Source organism: Chthoniobacterales bacterium (assembly GCA_035274845.1).
Taxonomy (GTDB): domain Bacteria; phylum Verrucomicrobiota; class Verrucomicrobiia; order Chthoniobacterales; family UBA10450; genus AV80.
Genome location: DATENU010000020.1, coordinates 92,248 through 118,250, shown reverse-complemented (window position 1 = coordinate 118,250; position 26,003 = coordinate 92,248). Strand labels below are relative to the sequence as shown.

Genomic DNA, 26,003 nt, shown 5'->3' with positions numbered 1-26,003 from the left:
CTGGTCTGCCGGTTACGGCGTTCTCATCGCCTCGACATCGAGACGAATTTGCCTGATCGGAAGGTCGAGCAGCAGCCCGCGGTCCGGCAGGGCGAGGTCGGGGAACGCGCGGCCGTTTGTCAGAAGCGAGGGGTCCAGGGAGGCCAAATCGATCCGGCTCACACCCAGCGTGAGATCATTGGCGGAACGCTTGAAGGCATCGCGGTTCGAAAAGGCCGCCGGCCATGGGTTGACGTTGGAAGCGCCAGCCGACTCCTGCGAAATTTGAGCCGCTGAATGGCGCGAGCTGGAGAAATGCAGTCCCGTCCAGGCAAGGGCAACAGCGAGCGCCGCAGCCGCCGCGGTTCGGGATAGAGCGGCGAGGTCTGACCTCTGAAACCAAGCGACCAATGACCAAAAAATACCGGCAGGGTGCCCTGAGACGCGAACTGCCTGTTCGACAAGGGCGAGGTGCACCGCCGCTGGAAGACTCGGCTGAGTCAGACCCAGTGAGGCATCGCGTCGTCGCGCCGCGGCGAGCAGGGCCGTTTCGACCGGCAGCGCCGCTGCCAAAAATGCCTGCAATTGCTCGAGCCGATCAGGGGATATTGCTTCCGCTTCGCACAATTGGCTGTCGCGCTGTTCAGCGATCTGGCGCATCGCGCCCGCCAGGCCGTCAATCTGTCTATCCATCGGCCCTCGTCAGGTTGGAACGGATCAGGAGGTCCAGGAGCTTCGCCTTGGAGCGCGAAACCCGGGTGTAAACGGTTTTCGGGTTCATCTTCCGCACCGCCCCGATTTCCTTGAAAGTTAGTTCTCCAAAAAAATGCAGGTGAACCAAATCGCGGTCTTCTTCTGGCAACTGTTCCAGGGCGCGGTGCAAGATGGTCGCCCGATCGCTCTCCGCGGTCGCATCCGACGGCGATTTGGCGGTGTCGTCGGTGCGGTCGGTCGAGTGGCTTATCGGAGCGAGAACCTTCAAGCCTCGCTTGGCCGCGAATTTTCGGCGGAAAAGCCCGCGCGCCTGCTGGGACGCAATGCCAAAGAGCCACGCTCGAAAGAGTCCATCGCCCGAATAGGTGTGGATGCCTCTAATGGCCGCCTCGAGCGATGTCTGCGCGACATCCTCGGCGTCCTGTTCATCGAGAGAATGGTAAAGCCGGTGAACGAACGTCACGAGCACCGGCCAAACGATGGGGAAAAGCGCCGTCCACGCGCTGGCGTCCCCAGCCCGGCATCGCTCTCCCAGCCGCTCGATTTCGGCCAGCTTCGAATCTTTCGGCGCGGGGCCCGGCCATGGCTTCATAGGAACTGGCGCCGCGGCAGTCTTCGCCGCTCCTTCAGAAATGACGCTGGGAAAGGCGGTGACGGAGGAAGGCATTGTTTGAGGTTATGATTTCATTGTCAGTGCCCTGAGGGGCGTTCTCGTACTCTTCGTAGCAACCGGCCGGAACAATCCTTCAATCGGAGACAAGATTTCCGCGGTGCGGTCTCTTTCCGGTCGGTCCCGTATTGGAATTGCCAGGGGAGAGCGCTCGTCATCCTCCATCCGACATGCGCGAGGCCGATTTGATCAAAAAGCGGTTGCGTCGAGCAGAGCGCGTCCGCCAAATTCTTCTGGAAAGCGAACGGTCGCGTTTTATGCTGCCCGCCACCCCGCGCGATTAGCTCAGTGGTAGAGCGCTTGCTTCACACGCAAGAAGTCGCAGGTTCGAACCCTGCATCGCGCACCATCTCATCGCCCTGATGTTCTACACCTACATGCTCAGATGTAGTGACGGGGAGCTCTACGTCGGCTCGACGGGCGATCTGAAAACCCGTTTCGCCCAACACAGGGGCGGTCAAGTGGCTGCAACTGCGTACCGCCTGCCCGTGTGTTCGGAATATTACGAGGCGTGCCAATCTGAAATGGGGGCCCGCAAGAGGGAAAAACAGCTGAAAACTGGGATTTGGACGCGCGTACCTGAAGCGGCGTTTGAACGAATAGTCGCACCGCGCCCGCAACGCTTCGCGTAGCGATGCGGGCGGGGGTTCGAACCCTGCATCGCGCACGATTTCGGAATCTTGCCCGATCGCGGAGCCCGTATCATTTTGACGCGCTGCCCTCCTGCAGGAAGTCGCACCGCGCCTGCATCGCGAATTACTGACTCGGCCGAAGCTGTCTCTTGACGTTCACTCCAAAACAGTCCCGTCTTCGCCCTGCTTCTTGATCAAGCTTTCCCGAATGGCTGTCGTGCCCACGATCTTTGAATACTTGAGGTAGTACCCAAAGAAACCGATGGCCAAGCCAATCGAGTAAGCGCCGAACATTGGGCCCTTGGCATCGAACAACCCGAGAATCGTCGCGCCGCCTAGTGTGCCAATGATAGTAGTGAGGTCGCTGAGAGCCGTTGGCTTGGCCCGCCGTAAAATAAAATATGTTGTCCAACCGATTACACTGCCGAAGGCGAGCGCGCCTGCCATGACAGTTAAGAAGATGAATTTTTCCATTTTGCTTGCTTTCAATAAAACGACCGGAGGTGATTTGATTAGCCACCAGTCGATATGTTCATTTTGTCAGATGCAAATCCGCCGAGCAGTAGGCTGTATAGACAAGGCCCAGAGGATTGTATTTCAGTAACAGCTCCAGCCGCAGATCTCTTATGATTTGACCCACGCATTGACCCCCACTGCCGTTCGGCAGCAAGCGTTCGAAAAACTTTTGGGCGAAATAACGAGCCAAAAACGTGTGGACGGTGATTTCGGTTCCTATAATTCCCGATGCATATGCCTTAATGAAGGGCGCCATAATAATCGACAAATCCTTTGGTTGGAGATCGGCGGTATGGCAGCCATTAATAAAAACCAAACCGTGCGTATTGAGCCACTTGAAATCCAGGTCGTCCAAGGCTGCAGGGCGAAGCGAGTCGTTCTTGCCGATCTGAAGATAAGGGTTTTTGGACGAATCGTATTTGCCGTGACAAAAAAAATACATGACGTGCGGCTCAGGGGGACTCAACAAGGGATCGAGGGCCGCTTTGAGCTCCTTCCACGATTCGAGAGTCGAAAAATGCAGGGCCCTCATCTTATCGATGTGATCAGACTCCCCGCTTAACAATTCCGTAGCCAGTGGCATTTTCAAAATCGGTGCGTTCCCTGCTCGAACCTCGCGAACGAGATCCGCGAATGCTTTGGCGCCGCCCGGCTGGGTTGGTTGCTCGACAATGTGTTTGAATCCCCAAAAACCGTATGGACAAACGACGTCGTCGTTGAACCGGCCGGTGACCGGATCACGATGCGTACATCGTTTAACCCCTTCCGCGTACGGTAAAGCCGTTCCGTCCTCGGCACGAAACGCTTCACAAGCTGTCTGCACGCGGTCCGGATCCAAAGGTAGATCATAGACCAAAGCCCAGGGCCAGATATCTCCCAAGTTTTTTAGGCGCGAAATCTGAATGACCTGCTCGTCGCGCAATGCTTGTTTGAGGTGTTGGACAAGCTTTTCCGCTGACTCACGCTCCTCCGCGGTTGGGACCGCGCCGGTGCCGAGGAGAGCTTGATAGAAATTGCTCCCTACTCGGGCGAGCTTCGTCAAGTCCTCTTTGAACCTTTTCCTAGCGTCAGCGGAACTCGGGGTATGATCGCTCTTGAATCGGTACTGCTTCTCCGGAAGACCGGTTTCTGCATTGATCCGGACCTCGCCATTATCGTCCTTTTTTGGATCAAAGGAGATTTCCAGCATTACCGTTCGCGCCTGATCCAACGCGTTTTCAATTTTCCGGCCCAAATCGCGACTCAGCGCGACATCGTCACCCTTAACATTTAAGGTATGCGTCTCATCCGTCCCTTGATTAAGTCCCAGCCACAAACCGCGCGGCGGCAGGTCCTCCACCCGCGCAAAGTCCGCACTAAATGTAAGCTCTATGATCGCACGCTGCGGTTCCCTTGCATTCTCTTGGCCAGCCACTACATCGGTGGAAACACGGAGTGCTTGCAGCAAATGATTCCGGTAAAAAATACATAATCTTAGAAACGCCCGCCCTAGTTTGAGAGCCTTAAGCGAAAAATCTCGGGTCTCGGTCGGCATGCCCGGTACCAAATTCAATCGCTGCGTACGGTCGTCTGGCTGAGTTTCAAAATCATTACTGAAAATTGTTATTTCCAATGGTACCGGCTTGTTCTTGGTTTCGGGAAAAGCATGTCCTATTTCCCGCTCGCTTGGGAACGGCTGTGCTTCCTCCAAGATCGTGCGCTCATCAAATGGGGCGATATTTACTCGGAGAAACACGGTCTGCCCAATCCGCAGTGGCTGTCCTTTGGCGAAATGATTTTCCTTGAAGCGATCTGAAACAAACCAGAGATTCACATAGCGTTCGACCGGCTGCGCTCTGTCCTCTCTTGGTTGCTGAGCGGAATGACTTGGTGGCCCCGCGCGTCGACGTTGCTTTTTTCTGTGCGGTATCTTTTTGCGCGCTATCGTCTTGTGAGGACGTGGACCTGCTCCGAAATTCATATACTCTCTCCAAGAGCTGCCCCGGGTAAACCAGTGCGCAACCATCGGATTTATCCAACTCAATTTGTCCCGGGAATATTTTAGGAGCCCCATTCGGCGAAGCTTTAACAAGGCTGGGCTTCTGATTAGATCATCCGGGAGAGTGCCGCTTTCTTTGAATACGCCGATAACGTTCTCCGTCTGGTCAAGCAAGTCACCGCGCAATGACAGGAGTTTACCGGAACCCGCAAAGTGGTACATGAAATGGGCGTTGTGCAGAAATTCATCTTGCAAGCTCTCAATATCGTTTTGGGTGATGGTATAGTTGGGTGGCTGGGCCGATCTCTCGATTCTTTCTAATAGCCCCTGGACGAAGGAAGGCACTCCCTGGGTCCAGCTTTGGATTTTTTCGCGCGCACCTAAATCTAGTCGAACCCTCAACCGTTCCTCCGCTTGCGCGAAAAGCGCATTCATTTCCAACTCGTCAAACGCACCCAGGGCACCGTGCAAGATCGGCTTGTTCTGCAATTCCTCGTCGAGAAAATCGCCTGCGCATGCGAGCAGAACTCGCGCTGGCGGCTGATGCTGCCACCGATACAGGGTCTGGAATAAATGCTCTTTGGCCCTGGCTGGCAACTTTTCGCAATCGTCGAGGATTAAGAGGAAAGTGAGCCGCTGCTGGTTTGCAACCGTCTCGATAACCCGGAATAATTCGTCCACGCGAACTGACGCTGGGAAAATGCCGGAAAAGCCCAGTTGGTAGCGAGAGCCCGCATTTAACGCGAAAAGCAGATCATCCCACTGTTTGTCCTTAGGACCAATTGCTACCTGTGCCAGGCTTTCCCGACCTAAGGTGACGAGACCAGCACGCTCGGATCTAGCGCGAAAAGCAATTTCATTTAGTAATGAGGTCTTGCCGACACCATTGTGACCGTGCAACAGAACATTCTCTCCATTATGGAGAACGCGCCAGATAAGCTCATCCGCGCTTACACGAGGCCATTCCAAGCGTCGCGGCACCTTAACCCGATCGCCCAGCGGAAATTCTAACGGCTCAGTTCCAAACAGCATCTGCCTTGTTTCGGATTCGATTGGCTCTCGATGTAATGGTTAGCGCAATGGTTGCATTTCAGTCTGTCACCACAGATAGGGCAGTGACAGAGGGAACCGTTCACGAGGATAAGACCGAGACCACTTGATAGGAAAAGCGTGACGTTCTTGTCAAGATTCTTGCGACCAGCGCCAATAGTGCGAACGCGAAAGGGCAGACTACCTCGTCGCCGAATACGGGATCAGCATCATGCTTCGGAGCATGTTTCGGTAAAATGTCTGCTCTTTTGCGTCAGACGGTCCGCAACATTCGGGGAAGCGGCTTAGCTGAGAAAGCGGCGGCGGGAAAGCAGGAGCTGAGTCTGATGACAATCGATGGCCCGGCGCTTTATTTCGGGTTTGCGGCAGCATGAGCGCTTCACGAAAGAAATTCGGGTCCCGCCCATGGACGATTAACTCCGGCAATGGGATTTGCTGAAAAGATGGAGCGACGTGAGAAAACAGTTTCGCGATCCTCCGCGCGTTTAAGCGCCGCTCAGCGATTCGCGGACGGCGGCGATCAGCTCGCTGCTGCGGGCTGGCTTTTCGATGACGTGTTTTATCCCGAGCTCTACCAGCCGCTGCCGGGCATCCCCGGTGATGGAAGCGGCATAAACCACAATGGGCCCGGCATAACCGGCCGCCCGGCTCTTTTCGATCAGGCCGAACCCATCGACCCCGGGCATGCGAAGGTCCGTTATGAGCGCCTGGAGAGCGTGAGGGTTTTTGGTGAGTTTCCCGAGGGCATTGAAGCCGTTGTAGGCGGTCTCGACCTCAAACCCATCGGCCTTAAACGCAGCCTTGAGCGTGCCGAGAATAAGGTCGTTGTCGTCGACGCAAAGGACACGAGGACGGGAGCCGTCAGGCGAAAGGCGAGGTTCCACACGTGAAAGCTTCATCGATTCTCTATTTTCCGGATGAGGACGGGATCGGCATGAATGCTTTCGGCGCGGGTTGCGGCGAGATCGATTAATTAAAAGTGGCCCGCGGCGTCAAGCCTGCGTTTGTTGCAAAAGAGGTCTCCCATGCAGTTTGGTGGGTTCGCCAACGGTTTTCAATTCGCGGCAAGCTCCCCTTGCCGATTCATCTGTTTCGACGAACCGTCCTTCGTGCCTCCAGTCTTTATCGCGCTTCGAACGGCGCCAATATCGGCGGTCGTAGCAATATCTCTGATCCTCAACAGCTTCGCCTTTGCGGAGAGCAGTCCAGATAAACTCTCCAGTGAGGCGGCGTTCAAGACTGCGACTGAATTGATGGGCAAAGGAGAATTCAAGCGCGCGATTCCGTACCTCTCCCGGGTCCAACGGGAACTTCCCGATGACGGTTCGGTCCTGTGGAATCTCGGTCTGGCATTTGCCGCAACCGGAGAACACTCAAAGGCCGTCGAGACCTGGCAAAGCTACCGCCGGATTGAGCCAGACGACTGGGCCGCAAGGGCAAAGCTCGTTCAGGCTTATCAAGCGCTTGGCGACGTCAAAGCGCGGGATGACGAAATCAAGTCGCTTTATGAATTCCGCAACAATTCGTCCGATCCAAAGGTCAACACTGCTGAGCGATTTTGCCGCGAGCAGGGTGTGATTGCCAACCGGAGCGTTTTCGTTTTCGAGTATTTCGCCCCGCCCGGGCCGCGACCGCAATATCTCCGATTCTGCATACTGAATAAGAAGGGCGAGGTTGATTATTACCTCTCTCTGGGGAGTTACGACGATACGACGGCTATCGCCCGCGAGCTGGGTGAGCTCAAAGAGGACGAGCGATTGTATCACCTCGACGAATACACCGACACTGGACACAGAACGTTCGCCTTTTTTAAGACGCGCCCAGAATATGAAGAGGTGCGATCCGCGGTGGTAAGGGCGCTCGGAGGAAAGTCGAAGCCGATATCCGGCTCGTCGATTTCTAAATAGCCCAGGCGAACGCACCAACCGCGTTCCGTCGAGATTGAGCCGGATCATCCTTTGTTGTCGACCTTCGACAAATAGTGCTTGACTCGTGTAGAAGCACGACACTAAGGTCCGCTCCAACATGGACAAAGTACGCAACGAATTGCTCCAGGGAACGCTCGATCTCCTGATCTTGAAGGCTCTCTCAGCCGCTTCCCTGCACGGCTGGGACATCTCAAAACGCATCGCGGTCGTCTCCAAAGATCGGCTGTCGCTCAAGCAAGGCTCGCTCTACCCGGCTCTCCACCGCCTCGAGGGACGCGGTTGGATCGAGGCTGAATGGGGTGTCTCCGAAGCCGGGCGGAGCGCCAAGTTCTATCGCCTAACCAAGGCCGGCCGGAAGGAGCTCGAGGTCGAGAAAGAGCATTGGCTCTCGTTCGCCTCGGCGATGACCAGCGTCCTGAACATGGAGTAAACAAATGATGCCTGAACGTTTTCGCTGGCTCCGCACAAAATGCAGCCGGCTTTTTCGCCGCCGCAAACAGGAAGCGGCGCTCGAGGCCGAGATGCAGTTCCACCTCGACCAACTGACGGCCGAATATCGCGCCGAAGGCATGTCGGAGAGAGATGCGCGTCTCGCAGCACAACGCGAGTTCGGAGCCGCCGCCGCCGCCTACCGCGAGGAAGTCCGCGACACCTGGCGCCCTCCCCAACTGGCGGACCTGTGGCGCAGCCTGCGCTTTGCATTTCGCTCCCTGGCCCGAAGTCCCGGCTTCACAGTGCTGGCCATTATCACACTGGGCTTCGGCATCGGCGGAAACACAATGATGTTCAGCGCCTTCAATGGCCTGGTGGTCAAACCGCTGCCCTACCCCGACAGCGAGCGGCTCGATCGAATCGACCGGGTGACACCGCAGAATCCGGAGGGCCGCGTTTCGCCCGCTGATTTCCTCGCCCTTCAAAAGGAGATGAATGGCTATGGCGAAATCGCCGCCTACGCGCCCGGAGACGCGACTCTTGCCGAGCGCGGACAACCGGCCGACATGGCCGATGCCCTCCGCACCACGGCCAATTTCTTTTCCATCCTCGGCGTTCAACCTCAGCTCGGCCGTGACTTCCGGCCTGGAGAAGACCGGCCCGGCAACGACCGCGTGGTGATTATCAGTCCCCGCTTGTGGCAGAATCGCTTCGGCGGCAGCGCTGACATTATCGGCCGCTCCATCCGGATTGACGGCGAGCCACACGAAATCATCGGCGTCCTGCCGGCTTCGTTTAACGACTGGCGCCACATGGGGTGGGTCGACCTTTTCCGGCCGCTCGCTCTCGACCAGCAGAAATCTGCTGATCGCCAAAGCACCTTTCTCCGGCTCATCGGCCGGCGCGCCGACAACCTCTCTCGTGCGGAGGCGAACGGTTTCATCGCCTCCTTCGGGGCGCGGCTGGCAAAGGACTTTCCCGAGGTCAACGCGGGCAGTACCTGGCGCACCATCCCCTTGGAAAACACGGTGCAGGGAAAGACCTCTTCCCGGATGATGTGGATGCTCATCGGGCTTTCAGGGTTTGTCCTCCTCATCGCCTGCTCGAATCTGGCGAACCTTCTTCTCGCGCGCACCATGTCGCGCGCCCGGGAGTTCGCAGTGCGCTCTGCTCTCGGCGCATCGCGCCTGCAATTGCTCCGCCCCTTGATCGCTGAGTCGCTTTTGCTCGCGCTGGCCGGCGCCGTCTGCGCTCTTCTCGTTGCGCAATGGGGCGTCGATTGGCTCGCCGCTCGATCCACGGGCGATAACGGCGAGCAGGTTATCCTCGAGTTTGACTGGCGGGTGTTCGGTTGGGCCTTTGCGGCCTCGCTCGTCACCGCTCTCGCCTTTGGACTGGCGCCGGCGCTTTTCGCTTTGCGGCTCAATGTAAACGACACGCTCAAGAGCGGCGCGCGCGGCATGACCGGCGGTCGCGGCCATCGCCGCTTTCGTCAGGCGCTCATTGTCGGGCAGTTCGCTCTCGCGATGGTGCTGCTTTCCGGCGCCGCCCTTTTCATCTGCGGGCTCGACGAATTGAACCACCGTCGCGCCGGCTGGCAATCCGATCGTCTCCTCACCGGAACCGTCGTGCTCCCCGCGACCCGCTATTCCAATCCGGACAAAATTACCGCGTTCCATCGGCTTGTCCTGGAACGACTGGAGTCGCAACCCGACGTCGCCTCGGCCAGCATTTCTGCCTTCACGCCGTTCTTCAATTGGCCGGACACGCGCAAATATCTGATCGAAGGTCATGAGCTTCCCCAGCGCGGTCACGAACCGGCTGCGGTCGTAAACAGCGTCACGGCCCGCTATTTCGAAACCGTCGAGACACGCATGCTCTCCGGCCGCTCCTTCAGCGAAAAAGACACTGCGACATCGCCAAGAGTCTTCATCATCAATCAGGCGATGGCCCGGGGGCTGTTTGGCAACGAGAATCCCATCGGCCGGCGTCTCGCGCAGGCCGGGACAAATCCGCAATGGGGCGAAATCGTGGGCGTGGCGACCGACGTGAAATCGGTCATGCCAGACCCCGGGCCGGTCACTTTTCAACTCTACCAACCCATGGCGCAAGAGCCCGGGCCCAACAACGAAATTGCCATCCGCACCTCGGGTGCCGCGCCCGCCAGCCTCGTCGATTCCATTCGAAATCTCATGGCCGAGCTCGACCCGGACTTGCCCGTGCGTCAGCTCCAACCCGCGGACGCAACCGTCGAGCGCGCCAACTATCAAACTGCTGTCCTGCGCGACATTCTTACCTCATTTGCCTTGCTCGGACTTGGCCTGGCGTCGCTCGGAGTTTACGGCATCATCGCCCGCACGATGGCGCAACGCACCGGCGAATTCGCCATTCGGCTCGCGTTAGGAGCGTGCCTGCGAGACATCACGCGCATCGTTCTCGCATCGGGAATAAAACTGGCGATCATCGGATCTGCGCTCGGCATGCTGGGAGCAATCGCCGTGGGCCGGTTTCTTGCCGCCGGCCATCCCGGGATGCATCTCAACCGCCCTTCCGTAATGATCGGGACCACGCTCGTTCTCATCACCGTGGCTCTGGTCGCCTGCTGGCTTCCAGCCCGCCGAGCCGCGCGGATCAACCCGATTGACGCTCTCCGCGCAGATTAGCGCTTTGCCATCAAGTTCTATGAACTCAATTAAGAAACAAGGACACCTCGCCGGCCTTCTTTGGCTGTTGTGCACGGCTACCGGCGGCTGGGGCATGTCGTACATCCGCTCGAACATTCTTGTTCCGGGCGACGCTGCCGCGACCGCAACTCATCTGGTTGCTTCTGAGAATCTATTCCGCGCGGCGATCGTCGGGATCCTTCTTTCGCAAGTCTTCCTGCTCTTCTTCGGTCTGGCTTTGTATCGCTTGTTCAAGGCGGTCGATCGGTGCAGTGCCCTCGTGCTGCTGACCTCGATCCTGATTACTGTCGGCATCGCGGTCGTTAACACGCTCAACCTCTTTGCCGCCATGGCGCTCCTGGGTCCCACCGATTATCTAAAGGCGTTCACCCCCGAACAGCGTAATGCCCTGGCGATGGTCTTTCTCCGGCTGAACAACAGTTCTGGCCAGGCCCTCGTCGAGTTATTCTGGACGCCGTACTTCTTTGCCTTCGGATTGCTCGTCATCAAATCGAGATACCTCCCGAAAATCCTTGGCTTTCTCCTGATCATGATGAGCGCAGGCTACGCCATCAATACTCTGACCAAGTTTCTAGCTCCCCAATTTTATCCCGCGACCTTCACCACGCTGGCGATGGCGTTGGGCGCGCTGGGCGGACTTCCAACCATGATTTGGCTTTTGTTCCGGGGTGCTCGGGAGCAACCTTCAACCGAACAATCCGCTCCTTAAGCTTATGAAACTAAAGCGCATCGTGAAGTGGACGTTCCGGGTCATCGTCGTTCTCTTCCTTCTCATCGTTCTCGGCCTGTTTATTGGCTACTGGAGGTCGACAAATGACTGCGGCAAGACCGCGGCTCCGGCTAATCCAATCAAAGCGATTGTCTATTGCGACTACGGCGCACCGGACGTCCTGAAACTCGAGCAGATCGAAAAGCCGGTCCCGAATGACGATCAAGTCCTGATCAAAGTCCGCGCGGCTTCGATCAATCCTTACGACTGGCATTTCATCAGGGGGATCCCGTACATCTTCCGCCTCGACGCCGGACTTCGAAAACCGAAGGTCCTCCGGATTGGCAGTGACGTTGCGGGAACGGTCGAGGCGGTAGGCAAAAACGTCACGCAATACAAGCCAGGCGATGACGTCTTCGGGATCTGCAACGGCGCCTGGGGAGAGTACTGCCTCGGAAAGTCGAGATTGGCCCTGAAACCAGCCGAGATCAGCTTTGAGCAGGCTGCTTCTCTCCCGGTGGCGGCCATCACCGCGCTTCAGGCTCTTCGGGACAGAGGAAAGGTGCAGCCGAGACAGAAGGTTTTGATCAACGGCTCGTCGGGCGGTGTGGGGACGTTCGCCGTGCAGATCGCCAAAAGCCTCGGCGCGGAGGTGACCGCGGTGTGCAGTGGAAGGAATGTCGAACTGGTCCAATCGCTCGGCGCAGACCACGTGATCGATTACACGAAAGAGGATTTCACCAAGAGCGCGGAACGTTATGACGTCATTCTCGATAATGTCGGAACCCAGCCGTTGTCCGGATTCAGGCAAGTCCTGAAGCCCAACGGGATCTGCGTCATGATCGGTGGCGGTGGGCCGCATGAGGGAAATTGGATTGGACCGCTGGCTCGCCCGATCAAAGCGCTGCTGCTCTCGCCGTTCATCAGCCAGAAATTGACCATGATGATCGCAGACATGAACAACAAGGACCTGACCGCCCTGGCCGAACTGATGAAGAGCGGGAAAATGAAATCCGTAATCGACCGGACCTACAAGTTAAGCGAAGTGCCCACGGCCGTCCGGTATGTCGAAGAAGGCCACGCCCGAGGGAAAGTAGTGGTCAGCGTGGAGTAACCGACTGGCGGTCCTACGGAAGCCGGTACGCCTCCACCACCGCCACTCCGCTGCTCCCGCCCGCGCCCCGGACGATCGCGGTGTAATTGAGTTCTTAGGAAACGGCAGGCAGCGGTGCCAATGCTTATCCTCCCTGGATGCGACCCGTGCAATCGGACAGCGCCCGGCTTGAGTCCGCATTCCCAAGAAAGTTCTCGACACGCCTGAGGAGCCCAAGTTTCAATCGACGCACCCTCGCCTTCGCTCCGACCTCTAACCAACCCACCCTGCTTATGCCACTAGTCCCACTACCTCCCCGGAACGATGACGGCAGTTACACAACACCACCCGCCGCGATGGAAATCGACGGTGATGGCGCTAATGGCCAAACCGGAGGCGTTCCGGTTTATGCCCCTAAAGGTTACACGCCCGCGTGCCTGGATTTCATCGAGAATGCCGGCAAGCCCGGAAATTGGTTTGGCGTCGTCACGGACACAGGCAAACCGAACGGAAATCCGGTGGAGCAGGATGACGATGGTCCCGCTCCGGGCGCCTATGTAAGCGCGACAAGCTACCGTTGGCCTCAACTTTCGCGCATCGATCCGCTGGCCTACGTGGACGCGGCGGGCGTCCCCTATATTGTTCTGCCATCGCATTGGCGGATTCTGGCCGTGGGCGTTGTGCTGGGCTGCAAAGCCACCGTGAAAGACACCAAGACCGGCAAAGTCCTCAACGCGGCGGGAGTCATGGATTTCGGACCCAAGGCGAAGCTGGGCGAGGCGTCCATCGCGTGCGCGAAGTTTTTTGGTATTCCCTCCAGCCCCAAGAATGGCGGGACAAGCCAGAAGCGATTTATCTACACATTTTTCCCGGGCGTGCCTGCGGTCATTAACGGCGTCACCTACCAGCTTCAGCCGATGCCGTAGCGTCCCCGCCCGCTCCTCCGGCGGTTGATTCGGCGCCGGGACGCGAATTCGTTGAGCGTCGCGCCGAGCCCTTTATTCTGAAGGGCTCAGTGTCTTCAAGCGGGATCGCCGCACCCCGGCTCGCTCGCATGTCCAGAATCCGAGTTTTGGCGGCGAAAAAAAAGAAAAGAAAAAGCTTGCGCGTGAATTAGTGATATAGTTAGCTACATCACTAATGAAGGACAAACAGCCATCGCTCCGGGAGGCCCGCGATGAATCGTGAATGGAACAATGCCCAGCCGATTTATCGCCAGCTTCGCGATGGCGCCGTCCATATGATTCTCGATGGCGTCCTCAAGGAAGGCGATCCGCTTCCGTCGGTGCGCAACGTCGCGGCCGACTATCGGGTCAATCCCCTCACCGTCCTCAAGGCGTATCAGCAGCTCGTCGACGAGGACTTGGTCGAGACGAAGCGAGGCCTGGGGATGTTCGTCAAACCAGGCGCGCGCGATCTCCTGCTGAAGGGTGAACGCGAGAAGTTTCTCAAGGACGAATGGCCGCGAGTGGCGGCGACGATCGAGCGGCTCGGCTTAACCTCCAAGGAATTGGACGCCGCCGCTAAAGATGGAGCATCAATCGGAAAGGAGAACCGCTAACCTCATGGCCTGCATTGAAGCAAAAGGTCTGCGAAAAGTATTCGGGACGACGGTTGCGCTGGATAATGTAGATCTGCGCGTCGAAGAGGGACGCATCCTCGGACTTATCGGTCCCAACGGCGCCGGGAAAACGACCGCACTGAACGCGATTCTTGGCCTCACTTCCTACGAAGGGGAACTAAGCGTTTTGGGGCGCGATCCCTGGACTTCGCGTGATGCGCTCATGCGCGACGTCTCCTTCGTCGCCGACGTCGCGGTGGTGCCGCGCTGGATTCGGGTAACGCAAATCCTTGACTACGTCGCCGGCGTCCATCCGCGATTCGACCGCACCAAGGCGGAAGCGTTCCTGGCGAAAACCTCCATTAAGCGCACGAGCAAGGTGCGAGAATTGTCGAAAGGGATGGTCGCCCAGCTCCACCTCGCGCTGGTCATGGCGATCGACGCGAAGTTGCTCGTGCTCGACGAGCCGACGCTCGGGTTGGACATCCTTTATCGAAAACAATTTTACGACTCGCTCCTGAACGATTATTTCGACGGGAGCCGCACCATCGTGGTGACGACCCATCAGGTGGAAGAGGTCCAGGACGTCCTGACCGACCTCATGTTCATCAATGGCGGCCGCATCGTCCTCAATTGTACGATGGAGGAATTCGAGGCGCGCTATTTCGAAGTGATGGTCAATCCCGACCGGATCGACGCCGCCCGGGCGCTGAAGCCGATTTACGAGCGGCAAATGTTTGGGCGCAGCGTGCTCCTGTTCGACCAGGCTGAGCGGCAGCAACTCACTGCCCTCGGCGAAGTCCGCCGCCCGAGCATTGCCGACTTGTTCGTCGCCGTGATGGGCAACTCGCAGGCAAACGCCGGAGGAATTCAATGAACATCGCCCAGGCAAATTCAATGGAATCAGAACCAATTAGTCCCGCGCCCCCTTCCCCAACCCGGCCGCTCCTCTGGTCGGTGCGGCGAGAATTATGGGAAAACCGGTCCATCTACCTGGCGCCGCTGATCACCATGGCAGTCCTGCTCTTTGGCTTCCTGATGAGCACGCGAGGTCTGCCGGGGCGGCGACGCGCCGTCTTGTTGCTCGACGAAGCGCACCAGCGGATGGCGATCACTCCGCTCTACGGCATGGCGGCGTTTGCCATCATCGTGACGGCATTCTTTGTCGGCGTGTTCTACTGTCTCGACGCGCTTTCCGGCGAGCGGCGCGATCGGAGCATTCTCTTCTGGAAGTCGCTGCCGGTTTCGGATCTCACCACCGTGCTCTCCAAAACGATTGTCGCGCTGGTGGCTCTACCTTTGGTCGCGTGCGCGGCCATCATCATCACCCAGGTTTTCATGGCGCTGATCACTGCCGTAGTCCTGCTGGTGAATGGGATGGGGACGGCGTCGTTCGTCCCGCAGTTGAAATTCTTCCCCTCGCCGTTGCTCCAGCTTTACAGCGTAATCGTCATCGCACTCTGGCATGCGCCCATTTACGGGTGGGCGCTCCTGGTTTCCGGCTGGGCCCGGCGCGCGACTTTCCTCTGGGCCGTGATGCCGCTGCTCGCCATCGCCGCGATCGAGCGAATGGCGTTCGAAACCACCCATTTCATGGCGTTCCTGAAGTATCGCGTCGGCGGCTGGTTCGCGGAAGCGTTCGCCTTCAAAGGCCATGAAAGCCTGGCTCTCGATCCGGTGACCCAAATGACTCCGGGCCATTTCCTGAGCCTGCCTGCGCTTTGGCTGGGACTGCTCTTTTTCGCAATCTGCCTCTTCGCCGCGGTGCGGCTGCGCCGTTACCGCGGGCCAACCTAACAAACATGAACAAACAAATAATTATCGCCCTGGCCAAGGTAACAATTCTGGCAGCCGCGGTCATCCTGCCTCATCCCTCCAGCGGCCACGCCGAAGATAAGACGGACGCACTAAAGCAGCGCATCCTCGCCCAGGCCCAAAGTGTCGGCCCGGACGATTATGCCTTCACCCGCACTTCCCGCACCGAACAAACCTCGAACGGTAAGACGGAGACACGCACCCTTATCGACAGGTACGATCCGTCAAAATCCGGCGACGCACGTTGGACCCTGGTTTCGGTGGATGGGACAACGCCGCCTGGGGACGTGCTCGACAAGTATAAGAAGGAGACCCCAAAGCGGCGCGTCCCCGGTTACTACCGGCTCGCCCGGTATTTCGCGACGACCGCCACGACTTCGACCGATTCCCGCGGCCGGACCGTTTTTCACTTTGGAACCCTGCCCAAGGACACCGCGCTCGTCATGGATTCCGATGTGTCATCGAACACGAGCGCCGACGTAACGGTGAGCGACACGAACGGGACAGCGTTCGCGGAGCAGGTGCGTCTCACGGTCAAACCGACGCGGCTTAAGCTGATCATGAAGCTGGAGCACTATGAATCCACGGCTCGTTTCAAAATGGGGCCCGAGGGCAAACCGATCTTGATCGAGCACATCGCCGACATGGCTGGCTCGGGAATGGGCCAGGAAGGCAAAGCCCACACCGTGATCACCTACAGCGACTACCGGCCGGCCAGGTAATCCGCATCCAGTAGAACCAACCAGACCCATGTTCGCGATCCTCCGCTCCGCCATTCGCTCACTCCTGCGCAGTCCGGGCTTCACGTTTCTCGCAATTGTTACTCTTGGTCTCGGCATCGGCGCCAACACCGCCATGTTCAGCATTCTGAACACGATCATGCTCAAGCCCCTGCCCTACCCGCAGAACGAGCAGCTCGAGCGCCTCGATCGCGCTACGCCTCAGAACCCCCAAGGCCGCGTTTCGCCAGCAGACTTCCTTGATCTCCGGCGCGACGTAACGAGCTACGGCGAAGTCGCCGCCTACGCGCTCGGCGACACGAGCCTCTCCGAGCCAGGCCAACCGGCAGAAGTAGTCCGCGCCATGCGCGTCACCGCGAACCTGTTTTCCCTATTGCGCGTCCCGCCACAGCTCGGACGCGATTTCCTCCCGCGCGAAGAGGTGCCGGGCAACGATCGCGTCGTTATTCTCAACCAGCGGGTCTGGCAAAACCGCTTCGGTGGCCGCAGCGACGTCATCGGGCGCATCATCCGGGTTGACGGCGAGCCGCACGAGATCATCGGCATCCTGCCGGCATGGTTCAACGATTGGCGGCACCTCGGTGGGTTCGATTTCTTTCGCCCGCTCGCGCTCGATCAGCAGAAATCCGCTGACCGGCGCACGACCATGCTGCGTATCCTCGGCCGGCGCGGGCCGGGCCGCACCTTTGCCGAATCAAAAGCGTTGATCGGGAACTTCGGCGGGCGCCTCGCCGCGGATTTCCCGGAGGTGAATGGCGGGACGACGTGGGTCCCCGTCGAGCTGAACTCGACCGCGTTTCCGAAGAGTGCCCGCCAGATGCTGGCGATGCTGATCGGGCTCTCCGGTTTTGTCTTGCTCATCGGGTGCTCTAACCTCGCCAATCTTCTTCTCGCGCGAACGATGGCACGCGCGCGTGAATTCGCGGTCCGCGCAGCGTTGGGCGCGGCGCGGTGGCAGTTGCTCCGGCCCCTCATTGCCGAGTCCCTTCTCCTCGCTCTTGGAGGCGGCGCGGCGGCGATGGTCGTGGCACAATGGGTCACAGACTGGCTCTCCGTCCGGACCACCTCCGAGAATGGCGAGCGCCTCCTTTTCTCGCTCGACTGGCACGTTTTCGCCTGGGCATTCGGTGCGGCCCTCATCACCGCCGTCGCGTTCGGCCTCGCGCCCGCCCTCTTCGCGTTGCGGCTCAACGTCACCGAAACCTTGAAGAGCGGCGCGCGGGGCTCGACCGGCGGCCGCGGGCACCGGCGTTTTCGTCACGCGCTTATCGTCGGACAGTTTGCACTCGCGATGGTGTTGCTCACCGGCGCGGCTCTTTATATTCGAGGACTGGACGATCTCAACAACACGCGCGCCGGCTGGCAATCCGATCGGCTGCTCACCGGGACGATCGTGTTACCCGCCACTACGGCCGGCGATCCCGAGAAGATCAACACCTTTCACCGCCTCGCCCTCGACCGGCTGAGAGCCGTGCCGGGCGCCGCGTCCGTCAGCATCTCATCCTTTACCCCGTTCTTTAACTGGGGCGATGTGCGTCGCTACCTCGTCGAAGGCCGCGAGCTACCACCCCCCGGAAAGGAGCCTGCGGCAATCGTCAACGGCATCAGTCCGGATTACTTCGACACTTTTGGCACGCGCATCCTAAGCGGGCGCGCCTTCAACGAGCGTGACAATCTCAGCGCGACCAAAGTCTTCATCATCAGCCAAACCACGGCGAAGGCGCTCTTCGAAAACGAAAATCCACTTGGGCGCCGGCTTGGGCAAACCGCCCTGGGCGCAATTCAATGGGGCGAGATCGTCGGAGTCGCGGCCGATATCAAACCGATTACGCCGGATCCGGGCCCCGTAACGCTCCAGCTTTACCAGCCGATGGCGCAGGAGCCTCGTCCATTCAACGAAATCGCCATTCGCACGAACGGCGTCGCGCCGGCCACGCTTGTCCAGAGTGTTCGCACAATCATGGCGGAGCTCGATCGCGACCTTCCGGTCCGCCAACTTCAGCCCGCGGATATCACGATCGAACGCGCCAATTCTCAAAGCAAGATCCTGCGCGATATCTTCACTTCGTTTGCCCTGCTTGGCCTTGGCCTCGCCTCGCTGGGCATCTATGGGGTCATTGCCCGAACCATGGCGCAACGCGCGGGCGAATTCGCCATTCGCTTCGCGCTCGGCGCCCGCATCCGCGACGTCACCCGGCTCGTTCTCAGCACTGGCGTCAGGCTGGCACTCATTGGCGCAGGTATCGGCCTTTTCGGCGCGCTCGGTGTTGCCCGCTTCCTCGCTGCTGACAATCCGGGCATGCGCTTGGACAGCCCGCCTGTTCTCGCCGCCACCACTCTGTTGCTGATCGGTGTTGGCCTCGTCGCTTCCTGGTTACCCGCTCGGAGGGCGGCCCGCATCAACCCCATCGAAGCCCTGCGCGCGGAATGAACTCTGAACACCTGGAAGAACGGCCGTTGAACGCACTCAGAAAACAATCCAGAATGGCGGCCCTCCTCTATTTCATAAACGGCCTGCCCGCTCCCTTCGCCCTCCTCTACGTCCCGAGCGTCCTGATCGTGCGCGGAAACGCCGCGGCTACCGCCCTGAATGTCCGGGACTCGGAGTATCTGCTCCGGCTCGGCATGGCCGTCGAACTCTTCTCCGCGACCGTCGCCATTTTCGCTGTGATCGCGTTCTACCGCCTGTTCAAGGCGGTCAGTCACAAACACGCGATCGCCATGATGATCCTCCTGGTGATTTCGGTTCCTATTTCGTATCTCAACGTTCTGAACGATCTCGCCGCGCTGACCTTCGCTCGCGGCCCGGCTTTTCTCTCCGCTGTCTTTGATAAAGCCCAGCTCGACGCCTTCGTCCTCTTCTTCCTCCGGCTCCACAATCAGGGAATCATCCTCGCTCAAATCTTCTGGGGTCTTTGGCTTTTTCCTTTCGGCATCGCCGTGATGCGATCCGGTTTTATCCCACGCTTTGTCGGGATCGCGGCGATCGCTGCGGGCATCGGCTACCTGATCAATTCCTCGGTCGCTCTTTTCCTGCCCGCGTCAGCGCAAGGCATTGGCGATCTCGCGATGATCCTTGGAATCGGAGAACTGGCGTTTCTCTGGATGGTGATCTGGGGCGCGAAAACTCAACCGAATCGGCAGGCGGTCGTCGCTTCCGCCCTGGCGTGAGTTATGGCGGCATGAACCAATGAAACGAAAAACTCACCGCAAAAGTAATGTCGCGCCGGCACTGGTTAAGGAGGGCGACTCGTCCAGCGATAATGTACCGATACTTTAAAAAAGCCTTCGTCGCCCTCGTTCTAACATTCATCCTGTTCGCGGGGCTCGCTCTCGCTGCGTTTCGTCACACCTACCCCGACGAGCCGAAGCTACCCGGTAATCTTGAGCATGGATCGCTTGAATATGGCAATCGCATTCGAACGTGGATAGCGTATGTGCCCTCAAAGCCGCAAGCACAGCCACCCCTGGTGATCACACTGCATAGCTCCATGGGCACGTCGAAAGGTGCGCGGCAGTCCTTTGGGTTCGACTTCGATCTGCTCGCCGAGGAACATGGTTTCATCGCGGTCTATCCACAGGGCTACGAGGGCCACTGGAATGACTGTAAAAAAAAGGGGCCATTTGCTGCGAAGGCTGAGAACGTCGATGATGTAGGCTTCTTAAAGGCCCTGGTCGATCGTTTGGTAAGGGACCACAACGCCGACCGCGGTCACGTCTATATAACCGGAGTGTCGAATGGGGGCGCGATGACCATTCGTCTCGCGTTAGAAACGCCCGATTTCGCACGCGCCTATGCTGCCGTTGTCTCCAATGTCCCTTCCCCAGAGAACATGGCAATCACCCCAAAAGGCAAGCCGGTGTCGATGCTTCTAATGGAGGGGACGGCGGATCCTATGAATCCATGGACCGGCGGCGACGTGGTCCTTTACGGGGTGTATGGCAACCGCGGCCCCGTTCTCTCCGCCCAGGCAAGCGTCGACTACTTCCGCGCGCTTGACGGCGCAACAGCTCCGTCTCAAACGACGCAAATCCCGGACACTGATAAGACCGATGGGAGTACCGCCGAACGTGAAGTATGGAGCGCCCCAGGCAACCTTACTGTGGAACTTGTGACTATTCGAGGTGGTGGCCACAGCGTGCCTCATCCCGGGATGTGGGGCTTCCGGTTGCTGGGCAACTCCAACCGCGACTTTCATGCCGCACTGGAAATTTGGAACTTCTTCCAACTGGCGCGTTGATCACGCACTGCGCAGCACAACCAAAGAGAAATTGCACCATGTCTGAAGACACATCGCTGCTCCGCCTGTATTTCATGCGGCTGCTTTACCTCCTTAATTTCGCAATGCTCGGACTCCAGGTCTGGCCCACAATCATTAGCCACCCCGGACCGTGGGATCCAGTGAAAGGCGTTGCCTACAGTTTTTGGGCAGCGTTGTCGGCGCTAAGTATTTTAGGACTTCGGTATCCGCTTAAGATGGTGCCTCTGCTTCTTTTGCAGTTTCTCTACAAGTCGATATGGATCCTGGCCGTTGCACTGCCGATGTGGTCGACCTTCCGCTCGGAGGAACTCACAAGGGTTATGGGTCTAGGCGCTCTCGTGGATATTGCGGTTATTCCTTGGCCTTATGTTCTGGCGAATTATGCCAAAACGCGCGGCGACCGCTGGAGATTCAAATGAAACAGAACACAACCCTAACCATCGCCTCTCTCCTCTCGATCCTTTTAGCAACGTTTCACTTGGCGGACGATATCGTCCGCGGGATGTCGGGGGGAGGGCTTTCCAACCTCGTTGCGGTCGTCATCTGCGTCGTATGGCTGTATGGAACACTCGTGCTCGCCGAGCGTCCAGCGGGGTACATCATCATTCTCGTCGCCTCGCTTTTGATGATGGTCGTCCTCATCCTCCATATGAAAGGGCCGGGAGTCGGCTTCGGGACTGTCCGCAGCAACGGGCTGTTCTTCGTGTGGACACTCCTTGCGCTCGGCGTGACCGCGCTCTTCTCTGTCATCCTCTCAGGACGCGCACTGTGGAAGGGGGCCTGGCGCGATTCCTCGCGCGACGCCAAAGAGGTCTAACTATGCGATTGAGGCGAATCTTAAAACGCAGCATCCTTGCAGTGGTCATTCTGCTCTTCGCCTGGTTCCAGTTCGCCTACTGGACTTCGACCAACGACTGTGGACGCCCCATTCCTGCCAGCGCCGAGCGGATGAAGGCGATCCGGTATTGCGAATACGGCCCGGCCGATCAGGTCCTGAAACTCGAGCAGGTCGAAAAGCCCGTTCCGAACGACAACCAGGTTTTGGTCCGCGTGCGAGCCGTGTCCCTCAGATATTTCGACGGCGGCATGCTCGGCGGCAGTATCCCCGGCAGACTCCTCTTGGGACTTCGTAAGCCGAAAAATACCATCCCGGGATCCGACTACGCCGGGACGGTTGAAGCAGTGGGCCGAAACGTGACCGAGTTCAAGCCCGGCGATGAAGTCTTCGGCGTCAGGGCCGGTTGTCTCGCGGAATACATCTGTGTCAGGGCCGACCGCGGAGCGATAGTTAAGAAGCCGGCCAACAGTACCTTCGAACAGGCCGCGTCGATCCCCACCGCACTCGTTGCCTTACAGGGCCTGCGCGATACGGGCCGGGTGAAAGCAGGACAAAAGGTGTTGATCAATGGCGCGTCCGGAGGCGTTGGAACGTTTACTGTCCAGATCGCCAAGGCTTTCGGCGCGGAGGTAACCGGCGTTTGCAGCACGAAAAACCTGGACCTGGTCCGATCGCTCGGGGCCGACCACGTGATCGACTACACCAAGGAAGACTACACAAAAGGCGATCAGCGTTATGACGTAATCTACGATCTCATCAATAATCATTCGTTTGCGGAACGCCGCCGCGTCCTCAAACCGGGTGGCATCTGTGTGCTGGCGGGGATCGGCGGCTCAGGCATTCACGAGGAGACCTTGTCGCGCTTTATTGGCGGGCTCACCGCCTCGTTTCGTTCGAGCTTTTCGAAGGAAAAGTTCCTCAGATTTGGGGTCGATTTCAGCAAGAAAGACCTCGGGGTTCTGCGCGACATGACGGAAAGCGGAAAGATCGCGCCCGCTCTCACCAAAACGTATCCGCTTACCGAGACCGCCGCCGCCTACAAATACCTCGAGACCGGCCACGTCCAGGGGAAGATCGCGATCACGATCGAATGAAGCTCGTTAGGCGATTTCTAAAATGGACAGCCGTCACCATGCTCATCGTAGTGCTGGGAGGCGGACTCTACCTTTTTATCGCCTACTGGCGGTCAACCAATGACTGCGAAGGCAACACCGCTGCGCCTACTAATCCCATGAAAGCTATTCGTAAATGCGAGTACGGTTCCCTGACGCTGCGGGACGTTGAGAGGCCTGCTCCCACCGACAATCAGCTCCTCATCAAAGTCCGCGCTTCTTCCCTCAACGCGGCCGACGGACACCTGCTGCGCGGCTCCTACCTGATGCGCCCTTTTTCCGGAATGCGGAAACCGAAGGATTCGCGCTTCGGGATCGATTGCGCGGGCACGGTCGAAGCCGTGGGTAAGAACATTACCCAGTTGAAGCCAGGCGATGAAGTTTTCGGTGCGGCGAACGGTTCAATCGCCGAATATGTCTGTGTCAACGAGCGGACCGTGGTCACGAAGCCGGACAACATCACGTTCGAGCAAGCGGGCTCGGTCGCCGTCGCCGGACTGACTGCTTTGCAGGGTCTGCGCGACCAGGGGAACATCAAGCCCAGGCAGAAGGTCCTGATCAACGGAGCTTCCGGAGGCGTCGGTACTTTCGCCGTCCAGATCGCCAAGGCGCTGGGTGCGGAGGTGACCGCGGTTTGCAGCTCGCGGAACGTGGAACAGGCCCGATCAATCGGCGCGGACCACGTGATCGACTATACCAAAGAAGACTTCACCCAGGGCGATCAACGTTACGACGTCATCTTCGACAACGTCGGCAACCATACCATCAGCGACCGCCGGCGTGTCCTGACTCCCGACGGCATCTGTGTCCTGGCTGGAATGGGCAGCGCCGGGAAGCACGAGGGACAGTGGCTGCGCCTGTTAGGCAACTTGAAGGCCTTCTTTGTTTCGCCGTTCATCTCCCAGAAGTTCAAAATGTATATCGCCAAGACTCTCAAAGCAGACCTGACCGTTCTTCGCGATCTGATGCAGGAAGGGAAGCTAATTCCCGTGATCGATCGGCAATATCCGATGAGCGAGACCGCGAAAGCTCTTCGTTATCTCGAGGACGGGCACGCCCGAGGCAAGATCGTCATCACGATCGCCGATGCACCGGCCGGCCCTCAACCGTAAGCAACGATTTGGAAGCGCCGTTCCCCACCCTCTAATTCGCGCCCATTCGCGTTATTCGCGGGCCCAACGGCGATTTGGAAAACGCAGCCTTGCTGAACTCTCAACAATCAACTCTCAACTATAAACTCTCTTCCCCCCTTAGTAGCCGTGGCCGGGGCGTTCGTAGTACGGCTGGTGGCTGTTGAGCATGCTGCCTTCGTAGGCGCGATCGTGCATTTTTTGAATCTTATCCCGGCTGAGGCCGACAACGTTTCGCGCTCTCGCCAGGTCCGCGGGTTCCCAATGATCGCCCAGATTACTTCCGGTCCCTCCATTTACCCAGACATAGGTCTTCCCGTCGATAACCCGCATCTTGGGACCAGCGGTAGTCGTAACCTGGTCGGGCGCGACTTGTCCGGTGATCTTCAATGATCCCCCTACCCTGATCTTCATGGCCACTCCACCGCCGCTAAACTCGCTGCCTGACACCGCGTCAGCGATCACCTTTTTTGTCCCGGCGGAAACAACGAGCAGATAGCTGTTGCTTTTTGGCTCCGCGCTTCGGGAACTGAACTGAACCACATAATCGCCCGCCGGCAGATTGCCGGTCGAGAACACGCCGCTGGAACTTAGGGCGCTCTTAAAAGCGACTTTGCTGTTGCCATCGAACACGGTCACGTTCAGCGCCGGAATGGCGCCATACGCCATCGAAGCGAAGATCAGAGCGAGGCCGAGAATGCCATTGCGAATCAGGTTCACGAATAGTGAAGTAGGTAGCGTTTTCATGCGAATATCCTGACGCTCTCCTCCGACCGAGTCGAGGGGAGCGGCGCGGTTAGACCGTGCCACTTCCGGTGTTTCAGCCCATCCACTTTTCCACGTGATTTGCGAAAGCAACGGCCTGCTTTTTGCCTTTCCGGAATCGCGGGAATCCTGTTAATCCTTGCCGATGCCCCGGGACGAAAAGGCCAATATCCTCGTCGTGGGCGCCGGCGCCCAGGGCGCTCCCTGCGTTTCCATCCTGGCTCGCCAGGAGTCCGTCGGCCGAATTCTCCTCGGCACGCGCGTCCTTGCCGATGCCGCGTCTGTGCGCGATCGGGTCGGAAGCGAGAAAGTCGCCGCGGCAGAATTCGACGCGCGCCAGCCTGACGCCAGTGTCCGCGCCATCCGCGATTCCCTGGGGACCGTGGACGTGGTGATCGATCTCACTCCATCATTCATTTCGGTCGACGTGATGAAAGCCACCCTGGCGTTGGACGCTCACTACGTGAACACCGCCGCCTGCCCGGAGCATCTGGCCCAGTTGATCGCGGGCGAACCGCTCGACCTGGCCGACCGTTTCGTCGCGGCGGGACGGACCGCGCTGCTGAGCTGCGGAGCCAGCCCCGGCGTGGTGAACATTATCTGCCGCCGATTTTGCGATGAACTCGATACCGTTGAGCGGATCGAGATCAGGGCGGGGTTCCATGTTCCCGCACAAAGAGAGATGGTCAAGACTTGGACACCCACCTGGTCTCCCGAGCAGCAATATTTCGACTACTGCGATCCGCCCTGCCTCTTCCACGATGGCCGACACGAACACATGCCGGTGTTTCACGAGCCGGAGACCTACAATTTCGGGGGCAACCTCGGCGAAATCCAGCTCACTCATCACGCCCACGACGAGCAATACACCCTGCCGCTGACGATCGGGAAAGGCATTCAGTATTGCTGCTACAAGTTCCCGTTCGAACCAGCCATCGCGACCCTCTTTTCCACCGGGTTCACCGGCGACCGCGTCGTCGAAGTGGAAGGAGGCAAAGTGAAAGCGGTCGACGTCCTCATGGCGCTGTTACCGCGGCCGGTGCACATCGCGGTGCTTGATCCGCAAGTCCAGAAAGACCTGGTCCCGCTCATCGCCGCCACCCAGGCCCATATTTTGATAAAAGGAACGGCCGGCGGTAAGGAGAAGACCTTCCGGATCGTCACCAGTGTCTTCTTCGACGAAGCCGCGAAAGCCCTGGAGCTATTCGGCACCGCAAACGTCGCCGTCGGCTACGCCGCCGCGACCGGCGCCTTACAGCTGCTGGAAGGAAAAACGAAACCGGGAATCGTCTGGCCCGAAGAACTCGACGCCGCCCGTTTCATCGAACTGGCCAATACGCTCGGGCTAACCTTGAACCTGAGCGTCAGCTAAAACCGAGGTCCGCCGTCGCTCAT

At 58.7% G+C, this 26,003-nt stretch carries 25 protein-coding genes and 1 tRNA gene; 20 read left to right on the top strand and 6 right to left on the bottom strand.

Translation table 11 applies throughout. The features are described 5' to 3' along the window. Positions 1-12 precede the first annotated feature (12 nt). Both VJU77_14035 and VJU77_14030 read right to left on the bottom strand, forming a co-directional pair. Entirely contained in the window at positions 13-672 is a 660-nt protein-coding gene (locus VJU77_14035; GenBank protein HKP04467.1) for a hypothetical protein, read from the bottom strand. Beyond that, positions 665-1,360: a sigma-70 family RNA polymerase sigma factor gene (locus VJU77_14030; GenBank protein HKP04466.1), complete on the bottom strand. Its 696-nt coding sequence runs from the start codon at positions 1,358-1,360 to the stop codon at positions 665-667. The genes VJU77_14035 and VJU77_14030 overlap by 8 nt, the downstream gene beginning before the upstream one ends. A gap of 277 nt (positions 1,361-1,637) precedes the next feature. On the opposite strand from VJU77_14030, the gene VJU77_14025 reads away from it, so the two are divergent. Both VJU77_14025 and VJU77_14020 read left to right on the top strand, forming a co-directional pair. Beyond that, positions 1,638-1,712 (top strand) — tRNA-Val (locus VJU77_14025). A gap of 13 nt (positions 1,713-1,725) precedes the next feature. Beyond that, on the top strand, positions 1,726-1,995 hold the full coding sequence (locus VJU77_14020; protein HKP04465.1) for a GIY-YIG nuclease family protein: 270 nt from the start codon (positions 1,726-1,728) through the stop codon (positions 1,993-1,995). Positions 1,996-2,151: 156 nt separating this feature from the next. Here the strand turns inward: VJU77_14020 and VJU77_14015 are convergent, their stop codons facing one another. From VJU77_14015 to VJU77_14005, 3 genes are all read right to left on the bottom strand, one after another. Beyond that, a complete protein-coding gene (locus tag VJU77_14015; GenBank protein HKP04464.1) occupies positions 2,152-2,469 on the bottom strand; it encodes a hypothetical protein in 318 nt (105 codons plus the stop codon). Between the two features lie 58 nt (positions 2,470-2,527). Continuing rightward, on the bottom strand, positions 2,528-5,521 hold the full coding sequence (locus tag VJU77_14010) for an ATP-binding protein (protein HKP04463.1): 2,994 nt from the start codon (positions 5,519-5,521) through the stop codon (positions 2,528-2,530). Between the two features lie 503 nt (positions 5,522-6,024). Further along, complete coding sequence (locus tag VJU77_14005; protein HKP04462.1) at positions 6,025-6,438, bottom strand: response regulator; 414 nt, start codon at positions 6,436-6,438, stop codon at positions 6,025-6,027. A 210-nt stretch (positions 6,439-6,648) separates the two neighbouring features. Between VJU77_14005 and VJU77_14000 the strand changes: the two genes are divergently transcribed. From VJU77_14000 to VJU77_13920, 17 genes are all read left to right on the top strand, one after another. Continuing rightward, positions 6,649-7,446 carry a tetratricopeptide repeat protein gene (locus VJU77_14000; protein HKP04461.1) on the top strand — a complete coding sequence of 266 codons (798 nt, stop codon included), beginning with the start codon at positions 6,649-6,651 and terminating at the stop codon, positions 7,444-7,446. A gap of 118 nt (positions 7,447-7,564) precedes the next feature. Beyond that, entirely contained in the window at positions 7,565-7,897 is a 333-nt protein-coding gene (locus VJU77_13995; protein HKP04460.1) for a PadR family transcriptional regulator, read from the top strand. Positions 7,898-7,901: 4 nt separating this feature from the next. Then, on the top strand, positions 7,902-10,562 hold the full coding sequence (locus VJU77_13990; protein ID HKP04459.1) for an ABC transporter permease: 2,661 nt from the start codon (positions 7,902-7,904) through the stop codon (positions 10,560-10,562). 19 nt (positions 10,563-10,581) lie between these two features. Next, positions 10,582-11,292: a DUF4386 domain-containing protein gene (locus VJU77_13985; GenBank protein ID HKP04458.1), complete on the top strand. Its 711-nt coding sequence runs from the start codon at positions 10,582-10,584 to the stop codon at positions 11,290-11,292. 4 nt (positions 11,293-11,296) lie between these two features. Next, positions 11,297-12,406, top strand: a complete 1,110-nt coding sequence (locus VJU77_13980) for an NAD(P)-dependent alcohol dehydrogenase (protein ID HKP04457.1) — start codon at positions 11,297-11,299, stop codon at positions 12,404-12,406. Between the two features lie 272 nt (positions 12,407-12,678). Continuing rightward, positions 12,679-13,311, top strand: coding sequence for a hypothetical protein (locus tag VJU77_13975; GenBank protein ID HKP04456.1), 633 nt, complete (start codon positions 12,679-12,681; stop codon positions 13,309-13,311). Positions 13,312-13,562: 251 nt separating this feature from the next. Beyond that, complete coding sequence (locus VJU77_13970) at positions 13,563-13,946, top strand: GntR family transcriptional regulator (protein ID HKP04455.1); 384 nt, start codon at positions 13,563-13,565, stop codon at positions 13,944-13,946. A gap of 4 nt (positions 13,947-13,950) precedes the next feature. After that, positions 13,951-14,823 (top strand): ABC transporter ATP-binding protein, encoded by an 873-nt coding sequence (locus tag VJU77_13965; protein HKP04454.1) that lies wholly within the window; start codon positions 13,951-13,953, stop codon positions 14,821-14,823. 20 nt (positions 14,824-14,843) lie between these two features. Further along, positions 14,844-15,743 (top strand): hypothetical protein, encoded by a 900-nt coding sequence (locus VJU77_13960; protein HKP04453.1) that lies wholly within the window; start codon positions 14,844-14,846, stop codon positions 15,741-15,743. A gap of 5 nt (positions 15,744-15,748) precedes the next feature. Then, the gene (locus VJU77_13955) at positions 15,749-16,483 is read left to right on the top strand and encodes a hypothetical protein (protein HKP04452.1); all 735 of its coding nucleotides are present in this window, start codon (positions 15,749-15,751) and stop codon (positions 16,481-16,483) included. A gap of 28 nt (positions 16,484-16,511) precedes the next feature. Further along, positions 16,512-18,932 carry an ABC transporter permease gene (locus VJU77_13950; protein HKP04451.1) on the top strand — a complete coding sequence of 807 codons (2,421 nt, stop codon included), beginning with the start codon at positions 16,512-16,514 and terminating at the stop codon, positions 18,930-18,932. Further along, positions 18,929-19,672, top strand: a complete 744-nt coding sequence (locus VJU77_13945) for a DUF4386 domain-containing protein (GenBank protein ID HKP04450.1) — start codon at positions 18,929-18,931, stop codon at positions 19,670-19,672. The genes VJU77_13950 and VJU77_13945 overlap by 4 nt, the downstream gene beginning before the upstream one ends. A gap of 92 nt (positions 19,673-19,764) precedes the next feature. Beyond that, positions 19,765-20,742: a PHB depolymerase family esterase gene (locus tag VJU77_13940; protein HKP04449.1), complete on the top strand. Its 978-nt coding sequence runs from the start codon at positions 19,765-19,767 to the stop codon at positions 20,740-20,742. 38 nt (positions 20,743-20,780) lie between these two features. Beyond that, positions 20,781-21,182 (top strand): hypothetical protein, encoded by a 402-nt coding sequence (locus VJU77_13935; GenBank protein ID HKP04448.1) that lies wholly within the window; start codon positions 20,781-20,783, stop codon positions 21,180-21,182. After that, positions 21,179-21,580, top strand: a complete 402-nt coding sequence (locus VJU77_13930; protein HKP04447.1) for a hypothetical protein — start codon at positions 21,179-21,181, stop codon at positions 21,578-21,580. The genes VJU77_13935 and VJU77_13930 overlap by 4 nt, the downstream gene beginning before the upstream one ends. A gap of 2 nt (positions 21,581-21,582) precedes the next feature. Next, a complete protein-coding gene (locus VJU77_13925) occupies positions 21,583-22,695 on the top strand; it encodes an NAD(P)-dependent alcohol dehydrogenase (protein HKP04446.1) in 1,113 nt (370 codons plus the stop codon). Continuing rightward, positions 22,692-23,825: an NAD(P)-dependent alcohol dehydrogenase gene (locus tag VJU77_13920; protein ID HKP04445.1), complete on the top strand. Its 1,134-nt coding sequence runs from the start codon at positions 22,692-22,694 to the stop codon at positions 23,823-23,825. Before VJU77_13925 ends, VJU77_13920 begins: the two co-directional genes overlap by 4 nt. A 138-nt stretch (positions 23,826-23,963) precedes the next feature. On the opposite strand, the gene VJU77_13915 is transcribed toward VJU77_13920, so the two are convergent. After that, a complete protein-coding gene (locus VJU77_13915; protein ID HKP04444.1) occupies positions 23,964-24,590 on the bottom strand; it encodes a hypothetical protein in 627 nt (208 codons plus the stop codon). Between the two features lie 163 nt (positions 24,591-24,753). On the opposite strand from VJU77_13915, the gene VJU77_13910 reads away from it, so the two are divergent. Then, positions 24,754-25,980, top strand: a complete 1,227-nt coding sequence (locus tag VJU77_13910; GenBank protein ID HKP04443.1) for a saccharopine dehydrogenase NADP-binding domain-containing protein — start codon at positions 24,754-24,756, stop codon at positions 25,978-25,980. The last annotated feature ends 23 nt before the right edge of the window (positions 25,981-26,003 follow it).

What these genes read in the sequence shown, in the direction of transcription:
- VJU77_14035 (HKP04467.1), bottom strand. Translation starts at nt 672, where the DNA reads ATGGATAGACAGATTGACGGCCTGGCGGGCGCGATGCGCCAGATCGCT.
- VJU77_14030 (HKP04466.1), bottom strand. Translation starts at nt 1,360, where the DNA reads ATGCCTTCCTCCGTCACCGCCTTTCCCAGCGTCATTTCTGAAGGAGCG.
- VJU77_14020 (HKP04465.1), top strand. Translation starts at nt 1,726, where the DNA reads ATGTTCTACACCTACATGCTCAGATGTAGTGACGGGGAGCTCTACGTC.
- VJU77_14015 (HKP04464.1), bottom strand. Translation starts at nt 2,469, where the DNA reads ATGGAAAAATTCATCTTCTTAACTGTCATGGCAGGCGCGCTCGCCTTC.
- VJU77_14010 (HKP04463.1), bottom strand. Translation starts at nt 5,521, where the DNA reads ATGCTGTTTGGAACTGAGCCGTTAGAATTTCCGCTGGGCGATCGGGTT.
- VJU77_14005 (HKP04462.1), bottom strand. Translation starts at nt 6,438, where the DNA reads ATGAAGCTTTCACGTGTGGAACCTCGCCTTTCGCCTGACGGCTCCCGT.
- VJU77_13995 (HKP04460.1), top strand. Translation starts at nt 7,565, where the DNA reads ATGGACAAAGTACGCAACGAATTGCTCCAGGGAACGCTCGATCTCCTG.
- VJU77_13990 (HKP04459.1), top strand. Translation starts at nt 7,902, where the DNA reads ATGATGCCTGAACGTTTTCGCTGGCTCCGCACAAAATGCAGCCGGCTT.
- VJU77_13985 (HKP04458.1), top strand. Translation starts at nt 10,582, where the DNA reads ATGAACTCAATTAAGAAACAAGGACACCTCGCCGGCCTTCTTTGGCTG.
- VJU77_13980 (HKP04457.1), top strand. Translation starts at nt 11,297, where the DNA reads ATGAAACTAAAGCGCATCGTGAAGTGGACGTTCCGGGTCATCGTCGTT.
- VJU77_13975 (HKP04456.1), top strand. Translation starts at nt 12,679, where the DNA reads ATGCCACTAGTCCCACTACCTCCCCGGAACGATGACGGCAGTTACACA.
- VJU77_13970 (HKP04455.1), top strand. Translation starts at nt 13,563, where the DNA reads ATGAATCGTGAATGGAACAATGCCCAGCCGATTTATCGCCAGCTTCGC.
- VJU77_13965 (HKP04454.1), top strand. Translation starts at nt 13,951, where the DNA reads ATGGCCTGCATTGAAGCAAAAGGTCTGCGAAAAGTATTCGGGACGACG.
- VJU77_13960 (HKP04453.1), top strand. Translation starts at nt 14,844, where the DNA reads ATGGAATCAGAACCAATTAGTCCCGCGCCCCCTTCCCCAACCCGGCCG.
- VJU77_13955 (HKP04452.1), top strand. Translation starts at nt 15,749, where the DNA reads ATGAACAAACAAATAATTATCGCCCTGGCCAAGGTAACAATTCTGGCA.
- VJU77_13950 (HKP04451.1), top strand. Translation starts at nt 16,512, where the DNA reads ATGTTCGCGATCCTCCGCTCCGCCATTCGCTCACTCCTGCGCAGTCCG.
- VJU77_13945 (HKP04450.1), top strand. Translation starts at nt 18,929, where the DNA reads ATGAACTCTGAACACCTGGAAGAACGGCCGTTGAACGCACTCAGAAAA.
- VJU77_13940 (HKP04449.1), top strand. Translation starts at nt 19,765, where the DNA reads ATGTACCGATACTTTAAAAAAGCCTTCGTCGCCCTCGTTCTAACATTC.
- VJU77_13935 (HKP04448.1), top strand. Translation starts at nt 20,781, where the DNA reads ATGTCTGAAGACACATCGCTGCTCCGCCTGTATTTCATGCGGCTGCTT.
- VJU77_13930 (HKP04447.1), top strand. Translation starts at nt 21,179, where the DNA reads ATGAAACAGAACACAACCCTAACCATCGCCTCTCTCCTCTCGATCCTT.
- VJU77_13925 (HKP04446.1), top strand. Translation starts at nt 21,583, where the DNA reads ATGCGATTGAGGCGAATCTTAAAACGCAGCATCCTTGCAGTGGTCATT.
- VJU77_13920 (HKP04445.1), top strand. Translation starts at nt 22,692, where the DNA reads ATGAAGCTCGTTAGGCGATTTCTAAAATGGACAGCCGTCACCATGCTC.
- VJU77_13915 (HKP04444.1), bottom strand. Translation starts at nt 24,590, where the DNA reads ATGAAAACGCTACCTACTTCACTATTCGTGAACCTGATTCGCAATGGC.
- VJU77_13910 (HKP04443.1), top strand. Translation starts at nt 24,754, where the DNA reads ATGCCCCGGGACGAAAAGGCCAATATCCTCGTCGTGGGCGCCGGCGCC.